Raw genomic sequence first — 22,425 nt, forward strand, 5'->3', positions numbered from 1 at the left:
CCCGCCCCGCCGCTGGCCCTCAGGCCGAGGTGTAGACCACGAACGACACCGCTACGTAGTGGCACACGAACGCCGCGATGGTCAGCGAGTGGAAGATCTCGTGGAAGCCGAACCAGCGCGGCGCCGGGTTGGGCCACTTGAGCCCGTAGACCACCGCGCCGACGCTGTAGAGCACCCCGCCCACCAGGACGAGGATCCACGTCGCCGGATGGGTGCCGCCGACCAGTTGGGGGATGAACAGCACCGCCACCCAGCCGATGGCCAGGTACAGCGCCGTGGACAGCCAGCGCGGAGCGTTGAGCCACAGCAGCTTGAAGCCCACTCCGGCGATCGCCCCGCCCCAGATCAGTGCCAGCATGGCTGCGCGCAGCGTTCCTTCGAGCACCAGCAGCACGAACGGAGTGTAGGTGCCCGCGATGATGAGGTAGATGTTCGAGTGGTCCATGCGTCGCAGGACCTTCTCCGCGCGCTTCGACCAGCGCCCCACGTGGTAGATCGCCGAGGTGCTGAACAGCAGCACCGCGCTGAGCGCGTACACGGCGCTGGCGATCATCGCGGGCACGGTGGGGGACAGGGCCACCAGGACGATGCCCGCGGCCAGGGCGAGCGGGGCCGTCCCCAGGTGCAGCCAGCCGCGTAGTTTGGGCTTGACCGCCTCCAGCAGGTCACCGGCCGCGGCCGCGGCCTTCTCCGGCACGGACGCGTCCGCGGGGATTCCGGCGTCCGGGTCCCGCGTGCTTCCCTCGCTCCTCCGGGGCGTCGGGTCGGCCGAGCCGCCGGCCTTCGCGTCTCCGGTGGTCCGCGCCTCTTCCTCCGACACGCTGCACTCCTCCATCCCGCGGTCCGCACCGCTGCGGGCCCTCCCGAAGCCTAACCTACGGACCCGTAGGTTACCGATGGGTAAGCCTGTGTTTCACGGCACAGCGACCCTTTCGGGGCGGGTGGGGTGTGGGCGTGGCGGGGATTGGTCGTGTGCCTCCGTGTGGCGGTGTTCGTGGGAGTCGGGGTGTGTTCTGTCACGTGCACACCTCCGTGACCAGCGGTGTCGTTGTCACGGGGGTGGGCGGTGGGCCTCCTCGCACGTGGATTCCGCCATGCCCTGGCTGAACCATTGGTGTAGACCTTTCTAAGGGCTCTGAGCTGGGAATATGCATCGAAATGGGAGTTCATGAACAGGTGAGTGCGCACAGTGCGGATAGAGTCGCGCCCATCCGGGCACAGGCGCCGATCCAGCGCTGCGTCGTCGAGAAACGAGGGAGTACCCCCGTGACCAAGTACGTCTACAAGTTCACCGAGGGCAACAAGGACCTGAAGGATCTCCTCGGCGGTAAGGGGGCCAACCTCGCCGAGATGACCAATCTCGGGCTGCCGGTTCCCCCCGGGTTCACGATCACCACCGAGGCGTGCCGCCACTACCTCTCCCACGGCAGCGTTCCGTCCGGACTCGACGCCGAGATCGAGGCGAACCTCAAGGAGTTGGAGAAGGCCATGGGGCGCCGCCTCGGCCAACCCGACGATCCCCTCCTGGTGAGCGTGCGCTCGGGTGCCAGATTCTCCATGCCCGGCATGATGGAGACCGTCCTCAACATCGGCCTCAACGACGAGTCGGTCGTCGGCCTGGCCGCCCAGGGCGGTGACGAGCGCTTCGCCTGGGACTCCTACCGGCGCCTCATCCAGATGTTCGGCAAGACCGTGCAGGGCATCGACGGCGAGCTCTTCGAGGACGCCATCGAGGAGGTCAAGGACGCCAGGGGCGTCACCAGCGACCTGGACCTGGACGCCGCCGACCTGCGCCAGCTCGTCGACCGCTTCAAGGCCATCGTGCACGAGCGGACCGGCAGCCCCTTCCCCAGCGATCCCCGCGAGCAGATGGTCCTCGCCGTCAAGGCGGTCTTCGACTCCTGGAACGCGCCCCGCGCCGTCCTCTACCGCCGTCAGGAGCGCATCCCCGCCGACCTGGGCACCGCCGTCAACGTGTGCTCCATGGTCTTCGGCAACCTCGGCATGGACTCGGGCACCGGCGTCGCCTTCACCCGCGACCCCGCCTCCGGGCAACCCGGCGTCTACGGCGACTACCTCCAGAACGCCCAGGGCGAGGACGTGGTGGCCGGGATCCGCAACACGGTCCCCCTCGCCGACCTGGAGGGGATCGACGCCTCCAGTTACGGGGAGCTGATGGGCGTCATGGACACCCTGGAGAACCACTACCGCGACCTGTGCGACATCGAGTTCACCATCGAGCGCGGCAAGCTGTGGATGCTCCAGACCCGTGTCGGCAAGCGCACGGCCGCCGCCGCGTTCCGTATCGCCGACCAGCTCGTCGACCAGGGCATGATCACCCTGGACGAGGCGGTCCAGCGCGTCACCGGTGACCAGCTCGCCCAGTTGATGTTCCCGCGCTTCGACGAGGAGGCCGTCTCCGGCTCCGACGCCCACCGCGTCGGACGCGGCATGAACGCCTCGCCCGGCGCCGCCGTCGGCAAGGCCGTCTTCGACTCCTACACGGCCGTCAAGTGGTCGCGCAGCGGGGAGAGGGTCATCCTGTGCCGCCGCGAGACCAACCCCGACGACCTGGAGGGCATGATCGCCGCCGAGGGCATCCTCACCAGCCGCGGTGGGAAGACCTCGCACGCCGCCGTGGTGGCCCGGGGCATGGGCAAGACGTGCGTGTGCGGCGCCGAGGAGCTCGACATCGACACCAAGAACCGGCGTATGACCGCGCCCGGGGGAGAGGTGGTCGAGGAGGGCGACGTCATCTCCATCGACGGTGCCAGCGGCGAGGTCTTCCTGGGTGAGGTGCCCGTGGTGGACTCGCCCGTCGTGCGCTACTTCGAGGGCCAGGTCGATCCGGCCTCCGACGAGGCCGACGACCTCGTGCGCTCGGTGGACCGGCTCATGCACTACGTCGACGCCGCCCGCCGCATGCGCGTGCGCGCCAACGCCGACACCGCCGAGGACGCCGCCCGGGCCCGGCGCATGGGCGCGCAGGGGATCGGCCTGTGCCGGACCGAGCACATGTTCCTGGGGGACCGCAGACAGCTCGTGGAGCGGCTCATCCTCGCCGACACCGAGGACGAGCAGACGCAGGCCCTCGACGCGCTGCTGCCGCTCCAGCGTGAGGACTTCGGCGGCATCCTGGAGGCCATGGACGGACTGCCGGTGACCGTGCGGCTGCTGGATCCGCCGCTGCACGAGTTCCTGCCCGACATCACCGAACTGTCGGTACGCGTGGCCGTGGCCGAGGCGCGCGGCGAGAGCCACGAGAACGACCTGAGGGTGCTCCAGGCGGTGCACAAGCTGCACGAGCAGAACCCCATGCTGGGCCTGCGCGGCGTGCGTCTGGGCCTGGTCGTGCCGGGACTGTTCACCATGCAGGTGCGCGCCATCGCCTTGGCCGCCGTGGACCGGATCGCCCGGGGCGGCCGTCCCCGTCCCGAGATCATGATTCCGCTGGTCGGTACCGTGCAGGAACTGGAGATCATCCGCGAGGACGCGCTGCGCGTACTGCGCGAGGTGGGCCAGGAGCACGGCGTCGAACTCGACTTCCCGGTCGGCACGATGATCGAGCTGCCCCGCGCCGCGCTGACCGCCGGGCAGATCGCCGAGAACGCCGAGTTCTTCTCCTTCGGTACCAACGACCTCACCCAGACGGTGTGGGGCTTCTCCCGCGACGACGTGGAGGCCTCCTTCTTCTCCGCCTACCTGGAGAAGGGCGTGTTCGGGGTCTCGCCGTTCGAGTCCCTGGACGTGGACGGCGTGGGCCGTCTCGTCCGCATCGCCGCTGAGGAGGGGCGCGCCGCCCGGCCGGGGATCAAACTCGGCGTGTGCGGTGAGCACGGCGGTGACCCCGCCTCGGTGCACTTCTTCCACGAGGCGGGGCTGGACTACGTGTCCTGCTCCCCGTTCCGGGTACCCGTCGCCCGCCTGGAGGCGGGCCGGGCGGCCGGGCGCTCCGCGACCTGACCGAACCGAGTCCGACGTCCCGCGACCCGACGGAAACCGGTCGCGGGCGGAGGGTGCGGTGGCCCGGCCACCGCACCCGCACCTCGTGCGCAGGTCCGAAGAAGGGCTGGTGGGGCGGGAGGAGCCCGGTCCGGGCTGGATTTCGGGGGCGCCACGCGCCGCCGTCGGGGAGGGTGGTCCCCCGCTTTCCAGTCTCCTCCGCCCCGCCACCCACCCACAAGGGTCCGTGTGCGCCTGTGGACAGCCACGGGGAAGCCGTGACCGCGCGGTATCGGGACGGTCCCGGGAGGGGGCGGGCGGGGCCACGCGCGAAGCTCCTCGCTCCTCCCGGGGTACCGCGGAACACCTTGCTGGCAGGGAAAGAGCACCCTCCCAACGCCCTAGACTCATCCCGGTCGGCGGTCACACACGCGAGAATTCGCTGTGACCTGTTCGTGATGTATTCTGGCCGCCAGCCGGGTCACCGTTCCCCCGCCTTCCTCCTCACACATGGAAAAGCACAGGGGTGTGTCGACACCACCCTCCGCCACGGCTCCTCCGCGGGGCCGGGACCGTTGAGAACCAGCGGTTGGCGGGGGCCGTCCCAGTGGGGGTACGCACCCCCTGACCAGAGAAATGCGCGGAGGTGAACCGGTGCGAACGGTGAACGACGGTCGCGGCGAGGAGCCCTGGGAGGACCCGACCACCGCCCGCTCGCCCGACGACGAGGCCACGCGGGTCTTCTCCCGTGACGCCTTCGTCCCAGCCGACGGCGTCGACGATGCCGACGGCGCCGACGACACCCGCGCCCTCTCCGCCGACGACGAGAGCACCCGGGAGTTCCGGCGCGACGAGACCCCGCCCGGCGCCCGTGCCGCTCCCGCGGACCAGACCGTGGCCCGGGGCCTTCCCCACGTCGGTGACCCCCCGAACCCCGACGACATCCCGAACACCGACGGCCTTCCGGATGTCGGCGCTCCCCCGGACGCCGACACCACCCAGGCCTTCGGAACTCCCGCCGCCGACGCCCCCGAGGGATCCGGCGGGACCGCCTTCACCCGGCGCTTCGTCCGTGAGCGCCCGCTGCCCCGCACCCGCGCGCCCGGCTCCTCGGCGCGCCCCCCGACGCCGCCCCCGGCACCGGGACCTTCCGAGGAGGAGGTTCCGCCCGTCCCGGAACCGGACCCCCTCCGTGACCACCGCCCCGAACCGCCCCCGCCCCCGTCCCCGCGTCCGCGGCGTCGCGGACGCCGCCGCTTCCGCCTGCGCTGGCTGGTCGCCCTCATGCTGGTCGCCGCCCTGGCCACCCCGTGCGCCACCTGGGTCTGGGTCTGGTACGTCGCCCGCCAGGACGAGCGCGCCCCCACCGACGCCATCGTCGTGCTCGGCGCCAGCCAGTACAACGGCGACCCCTCACCCGTCTTCGAGGCCCGGCTGCGGCACGCCCAGGTCCTCTACCTGGAGGGCGTCGCCCCCTTCATCGTCACCGTCGGCGGCAAGATGCCCGGCGACAACTTCACCGAGGCGGCCTCCGGAAGGAACTGGCTGATGGAGGTGGGCATCCCCGGCAGCCAGGTCATCGCCGTGCAGGAGGGGCGGGACACGCTCCAGAGCATCGACGCCGTCGCGGAGATCTTCGAGGCCCACTCCTGGGACAGCGCCACCATCGTCTCCGACCCCTGGCACAGCCTGCGGTCCGAGCAGATGATCGCCTACCACGGCATCGAGGCGATGACCTCGCCCACGCGCACGGGACCCGCCGTCATCGAGCGCAGCACCCAGCTGTGGTACATCTCCCGGGAGACCGCGGCGCTCTGGTACTACTGGATCTTCCGCGACAGCAGCGGACTCCAGGTCGAGGCCGCCTGACCAGCACGGACAGTGGGTCGGGTCGTAGCCTCGGAGTAGGCTCGCAAGTCATGACGAACAATCCCCGCGAGGGCGGAGCACTCGGCTACACGCCGCAGGACACCGAGCGCTGGGCGCGTGAGAGCCGTAAGAACCGGGCCCGCGACCCCTTCGAGCGCGACCGCGCCCGTGTCCTGCACAGCTCCGCCCTGCGCCGCCTGGCCGCCAAGACCCAGGTGGTCCAGCCCGGCGTGAGCGACTTTCCGCGCACCCGCCTCACCCACTCCCTGGAGTGCGCCCAGATCGGCCGCGAACTCGGCCAGGCCCTGGGCTGCGACCCCGACCTGGTGGAGGCCGCCTGCCTCTCCCACGACCTGGGGCATCCGCCCTTCGGCCACAACGGCGAACGCGCCCTGGACGAGGCCGCCGCCGACTGCGGCGGCTTCGAGGGCAACGCCCAGAGCCTGCGCCTCCTCGTCCGCCTGGAGGGCAAGGTCATCGATCCCGACGGGCGCAGCGCGGGGCTCAACCTCACCCGCGCCACCCTCGACGCCACCGTCAAGTACCCCTGGCTCCGGGGCGAGGGCGGCGACACCCACAAGTTCAACTGCTACCCCGACGACACCGAGGTGTTCGCCTGGCTGCGCCGGGACGCGCCCCGGGGCCGCACCTGCTTCGAGGCTCAGGTCATGGACTGGGCCGACGACGTGGCCTACTCCGTCCACGACGTCGAGGACGCCCTGCACGCTGGCCTGGTGGACCCGGCCGCCCTGCGCGGCACCGAGGAACGCGCCGAGATCCTCCGGATCGCCGCCGCCGACTACTGCGACGCCGACACCGCCGAACTCGACGAGGTGTTCACCGAACTGACCGCCGATCCCGTCTGGCCGCGCGAGTTCACCGGGGACCTCGCCTCCCTCGCCGCCCTCAAGAACCTCACCAGTGAACTCATCGGTCGCTTCTGCCGTGCCGCCGAGGACGCCACCCGCGCCGCGTACGGCTCCGACCGCCTCACCCGCTACGGCGCGGACCTCATCGTGCCCCGTCGCCCCCTGCTGGAGTGCGCCCTGCTCAAGGCGGTCGCCGCCCACTTCGTGATCTCCCGGGAGGAGGCCCTGGTCTACCAGGCCGAGGAGCGGCGCCTGATCGCCGAGCTGGTGGACGCCCTGTGGAAGAGCGCCCCCGAGGGCCTGGACCCGCAGTTCCGGGCCCCCTTCGCCGAGGCCGCCGACGACGCCGCCGCGCTGCGCGTGGTCATCGACCAGGTCGCCTCACTCACCGACACCTCGGCCACCTCCCTGCACGCGCGCCTGCTGGGCTGAACGCGCACCTCCTCCCTCCCCTTCCTGGGCACGGGGGTTGACATCCTTGATGTTAGCGCTAACAATGTTGGCCACGTCACAGAGGTTTCCCATGTGTTGTTCGGAGGTGTCGTCCAGGTGAACCCGGCGGAGAGCCGTACCCCCGTCATGGCGGACGTGGCCCGCCTGGCCGGTGTCTCCCACCAGACGGTGTCCCGGGTGGTCAACGGCCATCCCAACGTCCGCGAGGAGACGGTGCTCCGGGTGCGGCGCGCGATCGACGAACTCGGCTACCACCGCAACTCCACCGCGCGCGCCCTGGTCACCCGGCGGACCAACACGCTCGGCGTCATCGCCTTCGACACCACGCTCTTCGGCCCCGCGCAGACCCTCGCGGGAATCGAGCGCGCGGCCCGTGAGGCGGGTTACTTCCTGAGCATGGTCAGCCTCGACGACGTGTCCCCGGACGGGGTCGCCACCGCGGCCGACTACCTGATCCAGCAGTCGGTCGAGGGATGTGTGGCGATCGCCCCCCAGCGCAGCCTGGTCGAGGCCCTGGCCGCGCTGTCCGGACCGCGCCCCCTGGTCACGGTCGAGGGCGGCGAGGGATCGGGCCTGCCCGTCGTGTGCGTCGACCAGGTCCAGGGCGCCCGCGACGCCGTCCACCACCTGCTCGGACTCGGCCACACGACCGTCCACCACATCGAGGGCGATCCCCTCTGGCTGGAGTCCGAGGCCCGCGTGGTCGGGTGGCGCCGGGCGCTGGAGGAGGCCGGAGCGCCGGTCCCCGAACCGCTCCAGGGCGACTGGAGCCCCCGTTCCGGATACGAGCTCGCCTTCTCCCTGGTGGAGAGACGGGCCGCGGGGGAGCGCGTCACGGCGATCTTCGTGGGCAACGACCAGATGGCCATCGGCGTACTACGCGCCCTGCACGAGGCGGGCCTGAACGTGCCCGGGGACGTCAGCGTGGTCGGTTTCGACGACGTTCCCGAGGCGGAGTACCTGACTCCGTCCCTGACCACCGTCTACCAGGATTTCGCCCAGGTGGGCCGGGAGAGCCTGGCCCTGCTGCTCGGCGAGATCGACCGGAACGGGTCCGCGGACCGCATCGCGCGCCGGGTCGTCCCGGCGCGGCTGCGGGTCCGAGGCAGCAGCGGACCCCCGCCACCCTGACCCCGACCCCTCTGACCTCCTGCCCCCGACCTCCGTCCGTCCCTCCTCGTGGAAGGTCTTCCCCTTGGACCGGAATGTTAGCGCTAACAGTTCACTTCCACCCGACCCGGTGGTCATCGGCGTCGACTTCGGAACCCTCTCCGGCCGCGCCGTCGTGGTCCGGGTCTCCGACGGCGCCGAACTGGGATCCGCGGCCCACACCTACCAGCACGGCGTCATCACGGCGCACCTGCCCGGATCGGCCGACCCGCTGGAACCGGAGACCGCGCTCCAGCACCCCGAGGACTACCGGGACGTCCTGCGCACCGCCGTCCCCGAGGCGCTGCGCGCCTCCGGAGTCGCACCGGACCAGGTCATCGGCATCGGCACGGACTTCACCGCCTGCACGGTCCTGCCGGTGACGGCCGACGGCACCCCCCTGTGCGAACTCCCCGACCTGGCCGGGCGCCCGCACGCCTGGCCCAAACTGTGGCGCCACCACTCCGCCCAGCCCGAGGCGGACGAGATCAACGCCGTCGCGGCCGAACGCGGCGAGAAGTGGCTGGCCCGCTACGGGGGGAAGATCTCCTCCGAGTGGGAGTTCGCCAAGGCCCTCCAGGTCCTGCGCGACGACCCCGACGTGTACCAGCGCACCGACCGCTGGATCGAGGCCGCCGACTGGATCGTCTGGCAGCTGTGCGGACGCGAGACCCGCAACGTCGCCACCGCCGGGTACAAGGGCATCCACCAGGACGGCGCCTGGCCCACCACGGACTTCCTGACCGCCCTCGACCCCGGCTTCGCCTCCTTCGTCGAGGACAAGCTCGCCCACCCCCTCTCCCAGCTCGGCGAGTGCGCGGGCACCCTCACCGCGCGGGCCGCGGCCTGGACCGGGCTGCCCGAGGGGATCTCCGTCGCGATCGGCAACATCGACGCCCACGTCACCGCCGCCACCGCCCGGACCACCGGGCCCGGCCGGATGCTCGCCATCATGGGCACCAGCACCTGCCACGTCATGAACTCCGACGTGCTCGCCGAGGTGCCCGGCATGTGCGGCCTGGCCCACGGCGGCATCACCCCCGGCACGTGGGGTTACGAGGCGGGACAGAGCGGCGTCGGCGACATCTTCGGCTGGTTCGCCGACACCCACGTACCCCCCGCCTACCACGACGAGGCCCGCGAGCGCGGCCTGTCCGTGCACGCGCTGCTCTCCGAGAAGGCCGCCGACGCGGCGGTGGGGGAGCACGGCCTCGTCGCCCTGGACTGGCACAGCGGCAACCGCTCCGTCTTGGTCGACCACGGCCTGTCCGGCGTGCTCGTCGGTATGACCCTGGCCACCAGGCCCGAGGAGGTCTACCGCGCCCTGGTGGAGGCGACGGCCTTCGGCACCCGCACGATCGTGGACGCCTTCACGGCCTCCGGGGTGCCGGTCGAGGACTTCACCGTCGGCGGGGGCATGGTCCGCAACCCCTTCGTCCTCCAGGTCTACGCCGACGTCCTCAACCGGCCGATCCGGCTCGTGGCGTCCGAGCACAGCTGCGCGGTCGGGGCGGCCATCCACGCCGCCGTCGCCGCGGGCGCCCACCCCGACATCCACACGGCCTCCGCCGCCATGGGCCGGGTCCGCGACGCCACCGTCGACCCCGATCCGGCCAGGGCCGCCGCCTACGACGACCTCTTCGACGTCTACACCGAACTCCACGACCACTTCGGCCGGGGCGGCAGCGGGAGCCTGCACCGCCTGCGCGCCATCCGCAACTCCGCCCTGACCGCGGGCGGCACCGAGAGGGGAGACCGATGACCGCCGACACACCCCCCGAGGTCCCCGAGGAGCACCGGGAGGAGGTGGAACGCCTGCGCGACCTGGTGTGCGCGCTGCACGCCGAGCTCCCCCGGTGGAACCTCGTCACCTGGACGAGCGGCAACGTCTCGGCCCGCGTCCCCGGCGCCGACCTGATGGTGATCAAGCCCAGCGGCGTCTCCTACGACGACCTCTCACCGGCGGACATGGTCGTCTGCGACCTGCACGGCCGGGTCGTCGAGGGACGCCACAAGCCCTCCAGTGACACGGCCGCACACGCCTACGTCTACCGCGCGCGCGCCGACGTCGGCGGTGTCGCGCACACGCACAGCCCCTACGCCACCGCCTGGGCCGCACGCGGCGAGGCCATCCCCTGCGCCATCACCGCCATGGCCGACGAGTTCGGCGGCGACATCCCCGTCGGCCCGTTCGCCCTCATCGGCGACGACGACATCGGCAGGGGAGTGGTCGCCACCCTGGAGGGCCACCGCTCGCCCGCCGTCCTCATGAGCGGCCACGGCGTGTTCACCGTCGGTGCCGGGCCCAAGGCCGCGGTCAAGGCCGCGGTGATGTGCGAGGACGTCGCCCGCACGCTCCACATCGCCCGCCAGGGCGGCCCCATCAGGCGTCTTCCCCAGGAGCACATCGACGCGCTCCACGACCGCTACCAGAACGTCTACGGCCAGTAACGACCCACGGAGGCATCGTGCCCGTACCCACACCCCCCGCCACCGAGCACCCGCCCGTCCGGACACGCCAACCCCGCATCGGCCTGCTCGGCATCATGCAACCCCTCTACGACGACATGATCCCCGGCATCACCGAGCACCAGGCGGCGTACGCGGCCCGGATCACCGAACGGCTCTCCGGTGTCGCCGAGTGGACCCTCAGCCCGCCGGTGCGCGGTCGCGCCGACGCGGAGAAGGCGATCCGCGACTTCGAGGCCGCCGGTCTCGACGGGGTCCTCGTCGTCATGCTCACCTACGGCCCCTCCCTGCGCGTCACCCGGGCGCTGAGCCAGACGCGTCTGCCCCTCGCACTGGCCAACATCCAGCCCGACCCCGCGGTCAGCCCGTCCTGGGACATGGACGACATGACCTACAACCAGGGCATCCACGGGGCCCAGGACACCGCGAACGCCATGGTGCGGGCCGGGCTGCCCTTCGACGTCATCACCGGCGAGTGGCAGAGCCCCGAGTTCGCCGCCCGCGTGGACCGCTGGGCCCGCGCCTCCCGGGCGGTCACCGCGCTGCGCGACCTCCGGGTCGGCGTGTTCGGCTACCCGATGAACGGCATGGGCGACGCCCGCGTGGACGAGACCGCGCTGCTGCGCAGGCTCGGCCCCGAGGTCCACGTCATCGCCCCGGGCGCCCTGCACCGAACCATGGCCGACCTGCCCGAGGACGCGGTCACGGGCCTCATGGACTGGGAGGACGGGGTCTTCGAGGTCGACGGGCGGCTGTCCAAGGAGGAACGCGAGGACCACGCCCGCATGCAGCTGGGCATCGAGCGGCTGCTGGAGGAGTCCGGGTGCGGCGCCTACTCCACCCACTTCGACGCGATCGGTGAGGACGGCCGCTTCGCCCGGCTGCCGATGGCCGCCGCCTCCACCCTGATGGCCAAGGGGTACGGGTTCGCGGGCGAGGGCGACGTCCTGGCCGCCTCGGTCGTCTACGCGGGCCACCAGCTCGCGGGGGACGGCCACTTCACCGAGATGTACGCGATGGACTTCCCCAGCGACTCCATCCTCATGAGCCACATGGGCGAGGGGAACTGGAGGGTCGCGCGCGAGGACGAGCCCGTCCGGCTGATCAAGCGCCCGCTGGGCATCGGCGGCCTCGACGACCCGCCCACCCTCGTGTTCCGCTACCGGCCGGGTCCGGCCACCCTCGCCTCCCTGGTCGCCCTCGGCGGTGAGGAGTTCCGGCTGGTCGTGGCCGAGGGCGAGGTCATCGACGCGCCCGAACTGCCGTCCCTGGAGATGCCCTACGGCCAGTTCCGCCCGGAGACGGGCGTGCGGGCCTGCATGGACGCCTGGCTGCGCGCGGGCGGCACCCACCACATGGTCATGAACACCGGAACGCGCGCCGAGGACTGGAAGGTCCTGTGCGAGCTCACCGGAATCGAGTACGTCCGGGTCTGACCGACTCCCGACACCATGCGCCCCGGCGCACCACCCACCCCCCACGGAGGGCTCCGGGCGGGCCCTCCGACCCCCCTCAGCGCAAGGAGAAGACACCATGCGCGACGCTACACCCCACCCCCCACCACGGTCCGGACCCGTCGGCCCTGACCGCAGGTCCTTCCTCGGCCTGGCCGCCGCCGGACTGGTCGCCGCGGGTTGCGCCCCGCCCGACACCCTGCTCAGCGCGAGGACACCGATCCACCAGTGGAACCTGTTCGCGGGCGGCGACGGCATGCGGATGATCGAGATGCACGAGGCCTACCGGGCCGAGCACCCCGGGACCGACCTCAGCGCCACCACCTTCGAGTGGGGCGAACCCTTCTACACCAAGGTCGCCATGGGAGCGGCCGGAGGGCGCGGCGCCGACATCGCCACCGTGCACGTCTCCCGTCTGGAGAGCCTGGCACCGGGACGGCTGCTGGATCCCATCGACCCGGCGGAACTGGCCGAGGCGGGCATCGACTCGTCCGTGTTCCTGCCCAACGTCTGGGAGCAGTGCTTCTTCGAGGGCCAGCTCTACGCGATCCCGCTCGACACCCACGTCCTCGTCCAGTTCCACAACCTGGACGTGTGCCGCCAGGCCGGTCTGCTGGACGCCGACGACCGGCTCGTCCCGCTCGAGGGCCTCGACACCTACCTCGACGCGCTCCGTGAGATCCGGGCCGTCACCGGCGCCTACGGCCTGTCCCTGGACACGTGGGGGCCCTGGTCCAACTTCTGGGCCCTGTACCGCCAACAGGACGGCGAACTCCTCTTCGGCGAGGACGACTACGAGTGGGACGAGGACAAGGCGATGGCCGCCATGGAGGTCCTCTACCGGCTCTCCGAGGAGGGGCTGGCACCCCGTGTCTCCCAGGGGGCCGACACCTCCGCCAACCTGGCCAACGGCCGGGCCGGGCTGATGATCCACGGCAACTGGGAGATGGCCACGTTGAACGCCGCTGGCACGCCCTTCTCCGCATCGCAGTTCCCCAACCTGTTCGGTAACCACCGAACCCGCGGGGACTCGCACTGCTACGTGCTTCCGCACCGGCGCGACCGTTCCCCGGCCCGGACGCGGGCGGCCCTGGAGTACGCGGCCTGGATGCTGCGCCACAGTCTCACCTGGGCCGAGGGCGCCGGTCACATCCCGGCCTACCGGCCCGTCGTCGAGAGCCCCGAGTACGACGCGCTGCACCCGCAGGCGGAGTACCGCGAGGCCGCCGAGAACGTCCAGTTCGAACCCAAGGCGTGGTTCAGCGGATCGGCGGGGCGGTTGCAGGACGAGGCCACCGGCCCGCTCACCGGGCTCCACCAGGGCACCCAGACCCCGGACGAGGCGCTGGAACAGCTCAAGCGGACCTTCCGCACCCTGATCGACGTGCCCTCACCGGTGTGAAGGAGGTGAATCATGACTCACAGCACCACTGACTCCACGAGAACCGTCACGGGCGGCGCGGGCGACGCCAGCCACGTCGTCGTGGACGTTCGCCGCAGACCCACCACATGGACCGGACTGTGGTTCGTCCTGCCCTTCCTCGCCTTCTACCTGCTGTTCCTGGTCTGGCCCGCCATCGTCGGACTCGGCTACAGCTTCACCGACCGAAGCCTCGCGGGCGGTCCCGTCTCGCTCGTCGGACTCGACAACTGGAACGAGTCCCTCACCGACCCCGCCCTGTACGACTCCCTGTGGAACACCTTGGTGTTCACCCTGCTGAGCGTGCCGATCATGGTCCTGCTCGCGCTCGGCCTGGCCCTGCTCACCGACCACGCCCGCAGGCTCGGATGGTTCCTGCGCCTGTCGTTCTTCGCGCCGTTCGTCCTACCCGTCGCCGTGATGGCCCTCATCTGGGAGTGGATGTACAACCCCAGCCTGGGCCTGTTCAACGGTGTCCTCGGTCAGATCGGCCTTGAGGGGTCGCAGTGGCTGTTCAGCGAGGACACGGCCATGTTCTCGGTGGTCATCGCGACCGCGTGGTGGCAGGTGGGCTTCAACTACCTGCTCTACCTCGCGGCCATGCAGTCCATTCCCAAGGACGTCTACGAGGCCGCGTCGATCGACGGGGCGGGAGCCTGGCAGCGCGTCGGCCGGATCACCCTCCCGATGCTGAGCCGCACCACCGTGCTCATCACCGTCCTACAACTCATCGGTTCGCTGCGCGTGTTCGAGCAGGTCTACCTCATGACCGGAGGCGGACCGAACTTCGCCACCCGCACGATCATCCAGTACATCTACGACTCCGGGTTCGTGGGCCTGCGTATCGGCCTGGCCTCGTCCATGGCCTACATCTTCATGGCGCTGGTCGTCGTCGTCTCCATCGCGCAGTTCCGTTTCTTCGCCCAGAAGGAGGACTGACCGATGACCACCGCGACCAGACCGCCGGCGACGTCCGGCGCCTCCCGCGTGGAAGTCCGGACCACAGCCCGGCGGCGTCCCGCTCCCGGCGTGATCGCCCTGTACACGGTCGCCGCCCTCGCCGCCCTCCTCTGGCTCGTCCCGCTGGCCTGGGCCATCGCCACCTCGATCAAGCCCGAGGGCGAGACCACCGCCATGCCACCCACCTGGTTCACGGCCAATCCGACCTTCGAGGCGTACCTGAACGTGCTCGGGCGTGGCGACATCGTCCGTTGGACCGCGAACTCCCTGATCAGCACCACCCTCGTCACCGTGCTGACCCTGATCGTGTGCGTGTTGGCCGCCTACGGCTTCTCCCGGTTCGACTTCCGTGGCCGACCCTGGCTGTTCGCACTCATCATCGGCGGCATCCTCATTCCGCCCCAGACGCTGATCGTGCCGCAGTTCGTCCTCATGACCCAGCTCGGACTCGTCGACACCTACTGGGGGATCGCACTGCCCCAGGTCGTGGCTCCCGTGTTCGTGTTCATCCTCAAGCGCTTCTTCGACGCCATCCCGCGCGACTACGAGGACGCGGCCAGGATGGACGGAGCCGGGCCCGTGCGCGTGCTGTGGAGCGTCGTCCTGCCGTTGTCCCGGCCCATCCTCACCGCCGTCGGCATCTTCACCTTCATCGGAGCCTGGAACAACTTCCTGTGGCCGTTCCTGGTCACCACCGCCCCCGAGATGATGACCCTCCCCGTCGGACTGGGCACCGTCATGGGCGGTTACGGCATCCAGTACGCCCAGGTCATGGCCTCCGCCGTGCTGGGCGCGGTGCCCCTGCTCGTCGTCTTCCTGCTCTTCCAGCGGCACATCGTCACGGGCGTGGCGGGTGCCGGGATCAAGGGCTGACCCGCTCCCACGACCCCCAAGGAGCCCCGAATGTCGCGCACACTCACCCGGGCCGCGGCGGTCCTGGCACTGACCGTCACGGCCGCCGCACTGACCTCACCCGCACACGCGTCCCGCGCGGACTGGGACGTCCCGCCCAACAACCCCGGCCTGCCCCTGTTCGGCCACCAGCCCGAGGACGGACAACCCGCCACCCACGGCCTGCGGGCCCACGACCCCGCCCTGTACCGGGGCGGGGAGGGCGAGGACTGGTACGTCCTCAGCACCGGCGACGGCGCGCTCGGGGACGGCAACATCCAGATCCGCAGCTCCCCCGACGGACGCCACTGGAGCTACACCGGAACCGTCTGGGACACCAAGCCCGCCTGGCTCACGGAGGCGATCCCGGGGGTGGAGAACCTCTGGGCACCCGAGATCCACCACTCCGACGGCACCTACTACCTGTACTACTCGGCCTCCACCTTCGGCTCGAACCGCTCGCTCATCGCCCTGGCCACCAACACCACCCTGGACCCCGACGACCCCGACTACGCGTGGGTCGACCGGGGGCCGGTGTTCGAGTCCTTCCCGGGCGACCCCTACAACGCCATCGACCCCGGCATCGTGGCCGACGACGAGGGCCGCCGCTGGATGACCTTCGGCTCGTTCTGGAGCGGCATCCGCATGGTGGAGCTGGACTGGCCCAGCGGTCAGGTGGCCGAGGGCGCCGAGGTCCTGCACCTGGCCGACCGCCGCGAGCCGCCCAACGCCGTCGAGGCGCCCTACATCCTCCACCGCGACGGCTACTACTACCTGTTCGTCTCCTTCGACCTGTGCTGCCGCGTCGGCAGCGACTACAAGATCGCCGTCGGCCGCTCCACCGACGTCACCGGCCCGTACGTGGACGCCGACGGCGTCCCCCTGCTGGAGGGCGGCGGCACCGTGATCCTCGCCGAGGAGGGCACCATCACCGGCTCGGGCGGACAGTCCGTCTCCGGCGGGCTGCTCGCCTACCACTACTACGACACCGACCTGGGACCCGAGTTCGACTTCCGGCTGGCGATACGCCGACTGCACTGGACCGCCGACGGCTGGCCCCACGTCCGCTGACCGGCGCTCCCCGGGTCCTCCGCCCCGCCCCCCCGGAGCGGAGGACCCGCACAGGAAGCAGGCCCCGTACAGGAGACGGGCCCCGACCCCGTACCGACACACACCGAGGAGTCCCCATGCTCAGCGCCACCCTCCGCGTCGACGCGGACACCCCCGTCGCCCCGGTCCACCGCCGCACGTTCGGTTCCTTCGTCGAACACATGGGACGCTGCGTCTACACCGGCATCCACGAACCCGACCACCCCACCGCCGACGCCGACGGCCTGCGGCGCGACGTCGCCGCGCTGGTCCGCGAACTCGGCGTCACCACCGTGCGCTACCCCGGCGGCAACTTCGTCTCCGGGTACCGGTGGGAGGACGGGATCGGCCCCAAGGAACGGCGCCCGGTCCGCCGCGACCTGGCCTGGCACAGCATCGAGACCAACCAGTTCGGACTCAACGAGTTCATGACCTGGTGCCGGAGCCTGGACATCGAACCGATGATGGCCGCCAACCTCGGCAGCCGGGGCCTCCAGGAGGCCCTCGACCTGCTGGAGTACTGCAACCACCCCAGCGGGACCCACCTGTCGGACCTGCGCGCGGCCCACGGCCACCCCGACCCCCACGACATCCGCATGTGGTGCCTGGGCAACGAGATGGACGGCCCCTGGCAGATCGGCCACCTCGACGCCCGCTCCTACGGGCGCAAGGCCGCCCAGGTGGCCCGCGCCATGAAGATGGCCGACCGCGACCTGGAACTGGTCGTGTGCGGCAGCTCCGGATCGGCCATGTCCACCTTCGGCCAATGGGAGGCCACCGTGCTTGAGGAGACCTACGATGCTGTGGACCACATCTCCCTGCACGCCTACTACGAGGAGCACGACGGGGACTTGGCCAGCTTCCTGGGATCGACCACGGACATGGACCACTTCATCGACTCGGTGGTCTCCACGGCCGACGCCGTCGGTGCCAGGCTCCGCGACCCCAAGCGCATCCAGCTCTCCTTCGACGAGTGGAACGTCTGGTACCTGAGCCGCCACCAGGCCGAGGCGGCCGTGCAGCCGACCGACGACTGGCGGGTCGCCCCCCGCGTCATCGAGGACCGGTACAACGTGGCCGACGCCGTCGTGGTCGGCAACATGCTCATCAGCCTGCTCCGGCACGGCGACCGGGTCACCGCGGCCAGCCAGGCCCAGCTCGTCAACGTGATCGCGCCGATCATGACCGAACCGGGCGGTCCCGCCTGGCGCCAGACCACCTTCCACCCCTTCGCCCTCACCGCCGGATCCGCCTCCGGCCACGTCCTGCGCGCCGAGGTCTCCGCACCCGTCCAGGAGACCGACCGGTACGGCGCCGTGCCCGTCGTCGACTCCGCGGTCACCCACGACCCCGACACCGGACGCGCCGCCCTGTTCGTCGTCAACCGCTCCACCGACCAGCCGCTCACCCTCGAAGCCGACCTGCGCTCTCTCGACCCGACCGGTGTGGCCCGCGCGCTCACCCTCGCCGACGACGACGTGTACGCCGCCAACACCATGGACGACCCCGACCGCGTCACCCCCCAGGACAACAAGTCCGCCCACCTCGACTCCGGAAGGCTCACGGTGACCCTGCCCCCCGTCTCCTGGACGGTGGTCGACCTGGCGACCAACGGTCGCTGAACCCCCCTCACTCCCCAAAGGAGAAACCCCCATGCCACACCACCGGACACTGTCCGTCCCGGCCCTGCTCGGGGCGGCGGCACTCCTGCTCACCGCGTGCGGAGGCGTCGGCGACGCCGCCCGGCCCGAGGGCGAGGAGGGCGTCGTCGGCATCGCCATGCCCACCCAGTCCTCGGAGCGCTGGATCAGGGACGGCGAGAACATGGTCGCCGAGTTCGAGACCCGCGGCTTCGGCACCGACCTCCAGTACGCCGAGGACGTCGTGGAGGACCAGGTCGCCCAGATCGAGAACATGATCACCAGGGGCGCCGACGTCCTGGTCATCGCCTCCATCGACGGCGAGGCCCTCAGCGACGTGCTCGACATGGCCGCCTCCAGCGACATCCCCGTGGTCGCCTACGACCGCCTCATCCGCGGCACCGAGCACGTCGACTACTACGCCACCTTCGACAACTTCCAGGTGGGCGTCCTCCAGGCCCAGTACATCGTGGACACCCTCGACCTGGAGAACCAGGAGGGGCCGTTCAACATCGAGCTGTTCGGCGGGGCGCCCGACGACAACAACTCCTACTACTTCTACGACGGGGCGATGTCGGTCCTCCAGCCCCACATCGACGACGGCACCCTCGTGGTCCGGAGCGGCCAGACCAGCATGGACCAGATCGCCACCGTGCGCTGGTCCGGTGCCAACGCCCAGGACCGGATGGACAACCTGCTCAGCGCCAACTACTCCGACGAGGAACTGCACGCGGTCCTGTCGCCCTACGACGGCATCAGCCTCGGCGTGATCGAGTCCCTGCGCGCGGTGGGCTACGGCACCGAGGAGCGGCCCTTCCCCGTCATCACCGGTCAGGACGCCGAGGTCGCCTCGGTCCAGTCCATCATCGCCGGGGAACAGACCCAGACCGTCTTCAAGGACACCCGCGCCCTCGCGGACCAGACGGTCGACATGGTCGAGGCCGTGGTCAACGGCGAGGAGGTCCCGGTCAACGACACCGAGAGCTACGACAACGGGGCCAAGGTCGTCCCCTCCTACCTCCTCGAACCCGTCTCGGTGGACGTCGACAACTACCACGAGATCCTCGTCGGCAGCGGCTACTACGAGGAGTCCGAGCTCGAATGAGACCGGAGGACCGGCGGTCCGCCCCCCGAGGCGGACCGCTCCTGTCGATGCGCGACATCCGCAAGGACTTCCCCGGGGTGCGGGCCCTGGACGGGGTGTCCCTGAGCGTCGGACACGGTCGCGTCCACGCCCTGATGGGAGAGAACGGCGCGGGCAAGTCCACACTGATGAAGGTGCTCAGCGGCGTCCACCCGACGGGCTCCTACGAGGGCGAGATCCTTCTCGACGGCGACACCTGCGCCTTCTCCGGCGTCTCCGACAGCGAACGCGCGGGCATCGCCATCATCCACCAGGAACTCGCCCTCATCCCGCAGATGTCGATCAGCGAGAACATCTTCCTCGGCCACGAGCAGGCCCGCTACGGCGTCATGAACTGGGGCGCCACCCACGCCCGGACCCGTGAACTCCTGCGCAGGGTCGGGCTGGACGAGAACCCGTCCACGCACGTCTCGGCGCTGAGCGTCGGCGCCTGCCAGCTCGTGGAGATCGCCAAGGCCCTGGCCAAACGGGTGCGGCTGCTCATCCTGGACGAGCCGACCTCAGCGCTCAACGAGGCGGAGAGCACCCGGCTGCTCGAACTGCTCCTGGACCTGCGCGACGAGGGCGTCACGTGCATCCTCATCTCGCACAAACTCGGCGAGGTGATGCGCGTCTGCGACGAGGTCACCGTCCTGCGGGACGGCCGCACCATCGAGACCCTCGCCGTAGAGCGCGACGCCGACGGGACCCCCTCCGTGGACGAGGACCGCGTCATCCGCGCGATGGTCGGCCGCGAGCTGGACCAGCGCCATCCCGAACGGACCGGGGAGATCGGCGGGGTGCGCTTCGAGGTCCGTGACTGGACGGTGGACCACCCGACCCAGGACGGACGACGCGTGGTGGACGGTGCCAACCTCACCCTGCGCGCCGGGGAGGTCGTGGGCATGGCGGGCCTCATGGGCGCGGGGCGCACCGAGTTCGCGATGAGCCTGTTCGGCCGCTCCTACGGGCGCTATGTCCGCGGCAGCCTGCTCAAGGACGGCACCGAACTCGCGACCGGCAGCGTCGCCCAGGCCATCCGCGGCGGGATCGCCTACGTGCCCGAGGACCGCAAGTCGCTCGGCCTGCTGCTGGACGAGGACATCCGTACCAACACCACGATGGCCGCGCTGGACCGCGTGTCCGCGCGCGGGGTCGTCGATCCGGGGCTGGAGACCGTGGAGGCCGCCCGGATGAGCGAGCGGATGCGGGTGAGGAGCCACGGCACGAGCCAGACCGTGCGCACCCTCAGCGGAGGGAACCAGCAGAAGGTCGTGCTCGGCAAGTGGATGTTCACCCGCCCCGAACTCCTGATCCTCGACGAGCCCACCCGGGGCATCGACGTCGGAGCCAAGTACGAGATCTACCTGATCATCCGCCAACTCGCCGCGGAGGGCGCCTGCGTGCTGCTGATCTCCTCCGAACTCCCCGAGATCCTCGGCATGTGCGACCGGGTCTACACGATGTGCGAGGGGCGGATCACCGGAGAGGTCCCCGGTGAGGGGGCCGACCAGGAAACCCTCATGAGACTGATGACGCGAACCGGGGGACACCCGTGACAGAGCCCAACGCGACCTCCCGACTCTCCCGGCTCCGCAGCTTGCTGATGCACGGGAACTCCCGTCAGTACGGCATGGCCCTGGCCCTGGTGGCCATCGTCGTGCTCTTCCAGATCCTCACCGGAGGACTGCTCCTCACACCGCTCAACGTCACCAACCTGATCATGCAGAACTCCTACATCCTGATCCTGGCGATCGGGATGATGCTGGTGATCGTCACCGGCCACATCGACCTGTCGGTCGGTTCGGTGGTGGCGTTCACCGGCGCGGTGTCGGCGATCATGCTCAACTGGTGGGGGCTGCCGACGGTCGTGGTCGTGCCCGCCGCCCTGCTGCTCGGCGCGCTCATCGGCGCGTGGCAGGGTTTCTGGGTCGCCTACGTGCGCGTTCCGGCGTTCATCGTCACCCTGGCCGGGATGCTCGTCTTCCGTGGCGCGACCCTGGCAGTCCTGGGCGGCGAGTCCATCGCCTCGCTGCCCCAGTCCCTGCGCGACATCGCCAGCGGGTTCCTGCCCGGCCAGGGCGGTGAGGGCCCGCACGTGCCCACCCTGGCGCTGGGTGTGGTCGGGGCCGCCGCGCTCGTGTGGATCCAGTGGAGCTCACGGGCGCGCTCGCGCGGGTACGGGCTGCCGGTGGCGCCCACGGCGGTCACCGCCACCACCTCCGTCGTCACGGCCGCGGCCGTCCTGGCGTTCACCTACGTGGTGGCCGACTACAACGGGTTGCCCATCGTGGGCCTGCTGCTCGCCGCGCTCATCGCCGGGTACTCGTTCGTCATGCGCTCCACGACCATGGGCAGGCGCGTGTACGCCGTCGGCGGCAGCGAGCAGGCCGCGGCGCTCTCGGGGATCCGGACCCAGCGCACCACGTTCTGGGTGTTCGTCAACATGGGCGTGCTCTCGGCGCTGGCCGGGATCGTGTTCACCGCGCGGCTCAACGCCGCCACGACCGGAGCTGGGACCATGTTCGAGCTCGACGCGATCGCCGCGGCCTTCATCGGCGGCGCCTCCGCCTCCGGGGGCGTGGGCACCGTCATCGGCGCCGTCGTCGGCGCCATGGTCATGGGCGTGCTCAACAACGGCATGTCACTCATCGGGCTGGGTGTGGACTGGCAGCAGCTCATCAAGGGGCTCGTGCTGCTCCTCGCCGTGGCGTTCGACATCTACAACAAGCGCCGAGCCAGCGCCGGGCCGGTCTCCTCGTCCGGCTCGTCGGCCTCGTCGGCGCCGTCGGGCCGGAACGGAGCCGAAGGCTCCCAGGCCAAGGAGGACCGGGCGCGGGCGGTCCCCTGAGGGAGCGTCTTCGCCGAACGACCGCCGCCGCCCGGGAGCCAGCGCATGAGGGCCCCGGGCGGTGTTCAACGCCTGAGGTGTGCGTGTGGTCGGGCTCTGCTGCGATAGCGGCAACGGTGGCGGGGGAGTGGGGCTCGGGCTGCGTGGTGGGTGTGGGCACGCTCAGGTGAGGCCGGGTGCGCATGGCGGTGGCCGGGGAGGTCAACAACCGCACGACCTCCGAGTCCCCGGACAGCTCGTCGAGCA

At 70.8% G+C, this 22,425-nt stretch carries 16 protein-coding genes; 15 read left to right on the forward strand and 1 reads right to left on the reverse strand.

Going from position 1 to position 22,425, the window contains the following annotated elements; translation table 11 throughout:
• Positions 1 to 19: 19 nt before the first annotated feature.
• Positions 20 to 835 carry a PAQR family membrane homeostasis protein TrhA gene (gene trhA / locus D455_RS0128125; protein ID WP_017573988.1) on the reverse strand — a complete coding sequence of 272 codons (816 nt, stop codon included), beginning with the start codon at positions 833 to 835 and terminating at the stop codon, positions 20 to 22.
• Between the two features lie 431 nt (positions 836 to 1,266).
• Between trhA and ppdK the strand changes: the two genes are divergently transcribed.
• The 15 genes from ppdK (at position 1,267) to mmsB (ending at position 22,179) form a co-directional block, all read left to right on the forward strand.
• Positions 1,267 to 3,963, forward strand: a complete 2,697-nt coding sequence (gene ppdK, locus D455_RS0128130) for a pyruvate, phosphate dikinase (protein WP_017573989.1) — start codon at positions 1,267 to 1,269, stop codon at positions 3,961 to 3,963.
• Between the two features lie 633 nt (positions 3,964 to 4,596).
• A complete protein-coding gene (locus D455_RS0128135; protein ID WP_017573990.1) occupies positions 4,597 to 5,811 on the forward strand; it encodes a YdcF family protein in 1,215 nt (404 codons plus the stop codon).
• A 50-nt stretch (positions 5,812 to 5,861) separates the two neighbouring features.
• Positions 5,862 to 7,112, forward strand: a complete 1,251-nt coding sequence (locus D455_RS0128140; RefSeq protein WP_017573991.1) for a deoxyguanosinetriphosphate triphosphohydrolase — start codon at positions 5,862 to 5,864, stop codon at positions 7,110 to 7,112.
• A gap of 147 nt (positions 7,113 to 7,259) precedes the next feature.
• The gene (locus D455_RS0128145) at positions 7,260 to 8,264 is read left to right on the forward strand and encodes a LacI family DNA-binding transcriptional regulator (protein ID WP_026123060.1); all 1,005 of its coding nucleotides are present in this window, start codon (positions 7,260 to 7,262) and stop codon (positions 8,262 to 8,264) included.
• Positions 8,265 to 8,373: 109 nt separating this feature from the next.
• Positions 8,374 to 10,044, forward strand: coding sequence for a ribulokinase (gene araB / locus D455_RS0128150; protein WP_017573993.1), 1,671 nt, complete (start codon positions 8,374 to 8,376; stop codon positions 10,042 to 10,044).
• Positions 10,041 to 10,733: an L-ribulose-5-phosphate 4-epimerase gene (locus D455_RS0128155; RefSeq protein WP_017573994.1), complete on the forward strand. Its 693-nt coding sequence runs from the start codon at positions 10,041 to 10,043 to the stop codon at positions 10,731 to 10,733. Before araB ends, D455_RS0128155 begins: the two co-directional genes overlap by 4 nt.
• A gap of 17 nt (positions 10,734 to 10,750) precedes the next feature.
• Positions 10,751 to 12,187 (forward strand): L-fucose/L-arabinose isomerase family protein, encoded by a 1,437-nt coding sequence (locus D455_RS0128160; RefSeq protein WP_017573995.1) that lies wholly within the window; start codon positions 10,751 to 10,753, stop codon positions 12,185 to 12,187.
• Between the two features lie 97 nt (positions 12,188 to 12,284).
• Positions 12,285 to 13,607, forward strand: coding sequence for an extracellular solute-binding protein (locus D455_RS0128165; protein ID WP_017573996.1), 1,323 nt, complete (start codon positions 12,285 to 12,287; stop codon positions 13,605 to 13,607).
• A gap of 12 nt (positions 13,608 to 13,619) precedes the next feature.
• The gene (locus tag D455_RS0128170; protein WP_017573997.1) at positions 13,620 to 14,564 is read left to right on the forward strand and encodes a carbohydrate ABC transporter permease; all 945 of its coding nucleotides are present in this window, start codon (positions 13,620 to 13,622) and stop codon (positions 14,562 to 14,564) included.
• Between the two features lie 3 nt (positions 14,565 to 14,567).
• Complete coding sequence (locus D455_RS0128175) at positions 14,568 to 15,458, forward strand: carbohydrate ABC transporter permease (protein ID WP_017573998.1); 891 nt, start codon at positions 14,568 to 14,570, stop codon at positions 15,456 to 15,458.
• A gap of 30 nt (positions 15,459 to 15,488) precedes the next feature.
• Positions 15,489 to 16,547, forward strand: coding sequence for an arabinan endo-1,5-alpha-L-arabinosidase (locus D455_RS0128180; RefSeq protein ID WP_017573999.1), 1,059 nt, complete (start codon positions 15,489 to 15,491; stop codon positions 16,545 to 16,547).
• A gap of 116 nt (positions 16,548 to 16,663) precedes the next feature.
• Positions 16,664 to 18,187, forward strand: coding sequence for an arabinosylfuranosidase ArfA (gene arfA, locus D455_RS0128185; RefSeq protein ID WP_017574000.1), 1,524 nt, complete (start codon positions 16,664 to 16,666; stop codon positions 18,185 to 18,187).
• A gap of 31 nt (positions 18,188 to 18,218) precedes the next feature.
• Positions 18,219 to 19,310, forward strand: a complete 1,092-nt coding sequence (chvE, locus tag D455_RS0128190; RefSeq protein WP_017574001.1) for a multiple monosaccharide ABC transporter substrate-binding protein — start codon at positions 18,219 to 18,221, stop codon at positions 19,308 to 19,310.
• Entirely contained in the window at positions 19,307 to 20,887 is a 1,581-nt protein-coding gene (locus D455_RS0128195) for a sugar ABC transporter ATP-binding protein (protein ID WP_017574002.1), read from the forward strand. Before chvE ends, D455_RS0128195 begins: the two co-directional genes overlap by 4 nt.
• Positions 20,884 to 22,179 (forward strand): multiple monosaccharide ABC transporter permease, encoded by a 1,296-nt coding sequence (gene mmsB / locus D455_RS0128200; RefSeq protein ID WP_017574003.1) that lies wholly within the window; start codon positions 20,884 to 20,886, stop codon positions 22,177 to 22,179. Before D455_RS0128195 ends, mmsB begins: the two co-directional genes overlap by 4 nt.
• Positions 22,180 to 22,425 lie beyond the last annotated feature (246 nt).

It is taken from the genome of Nocardiopsis halotolerans DSM 44410 (assembly GCF_000341065.1).
GTDB classification, from domain to species: domain Bacteria; phylum Actinomycetota; class Actinomycetes; order Streptosporangiales; family Streptosporangiaceae; genus Nocardiopsis; species Nocardiopsis halotolerans.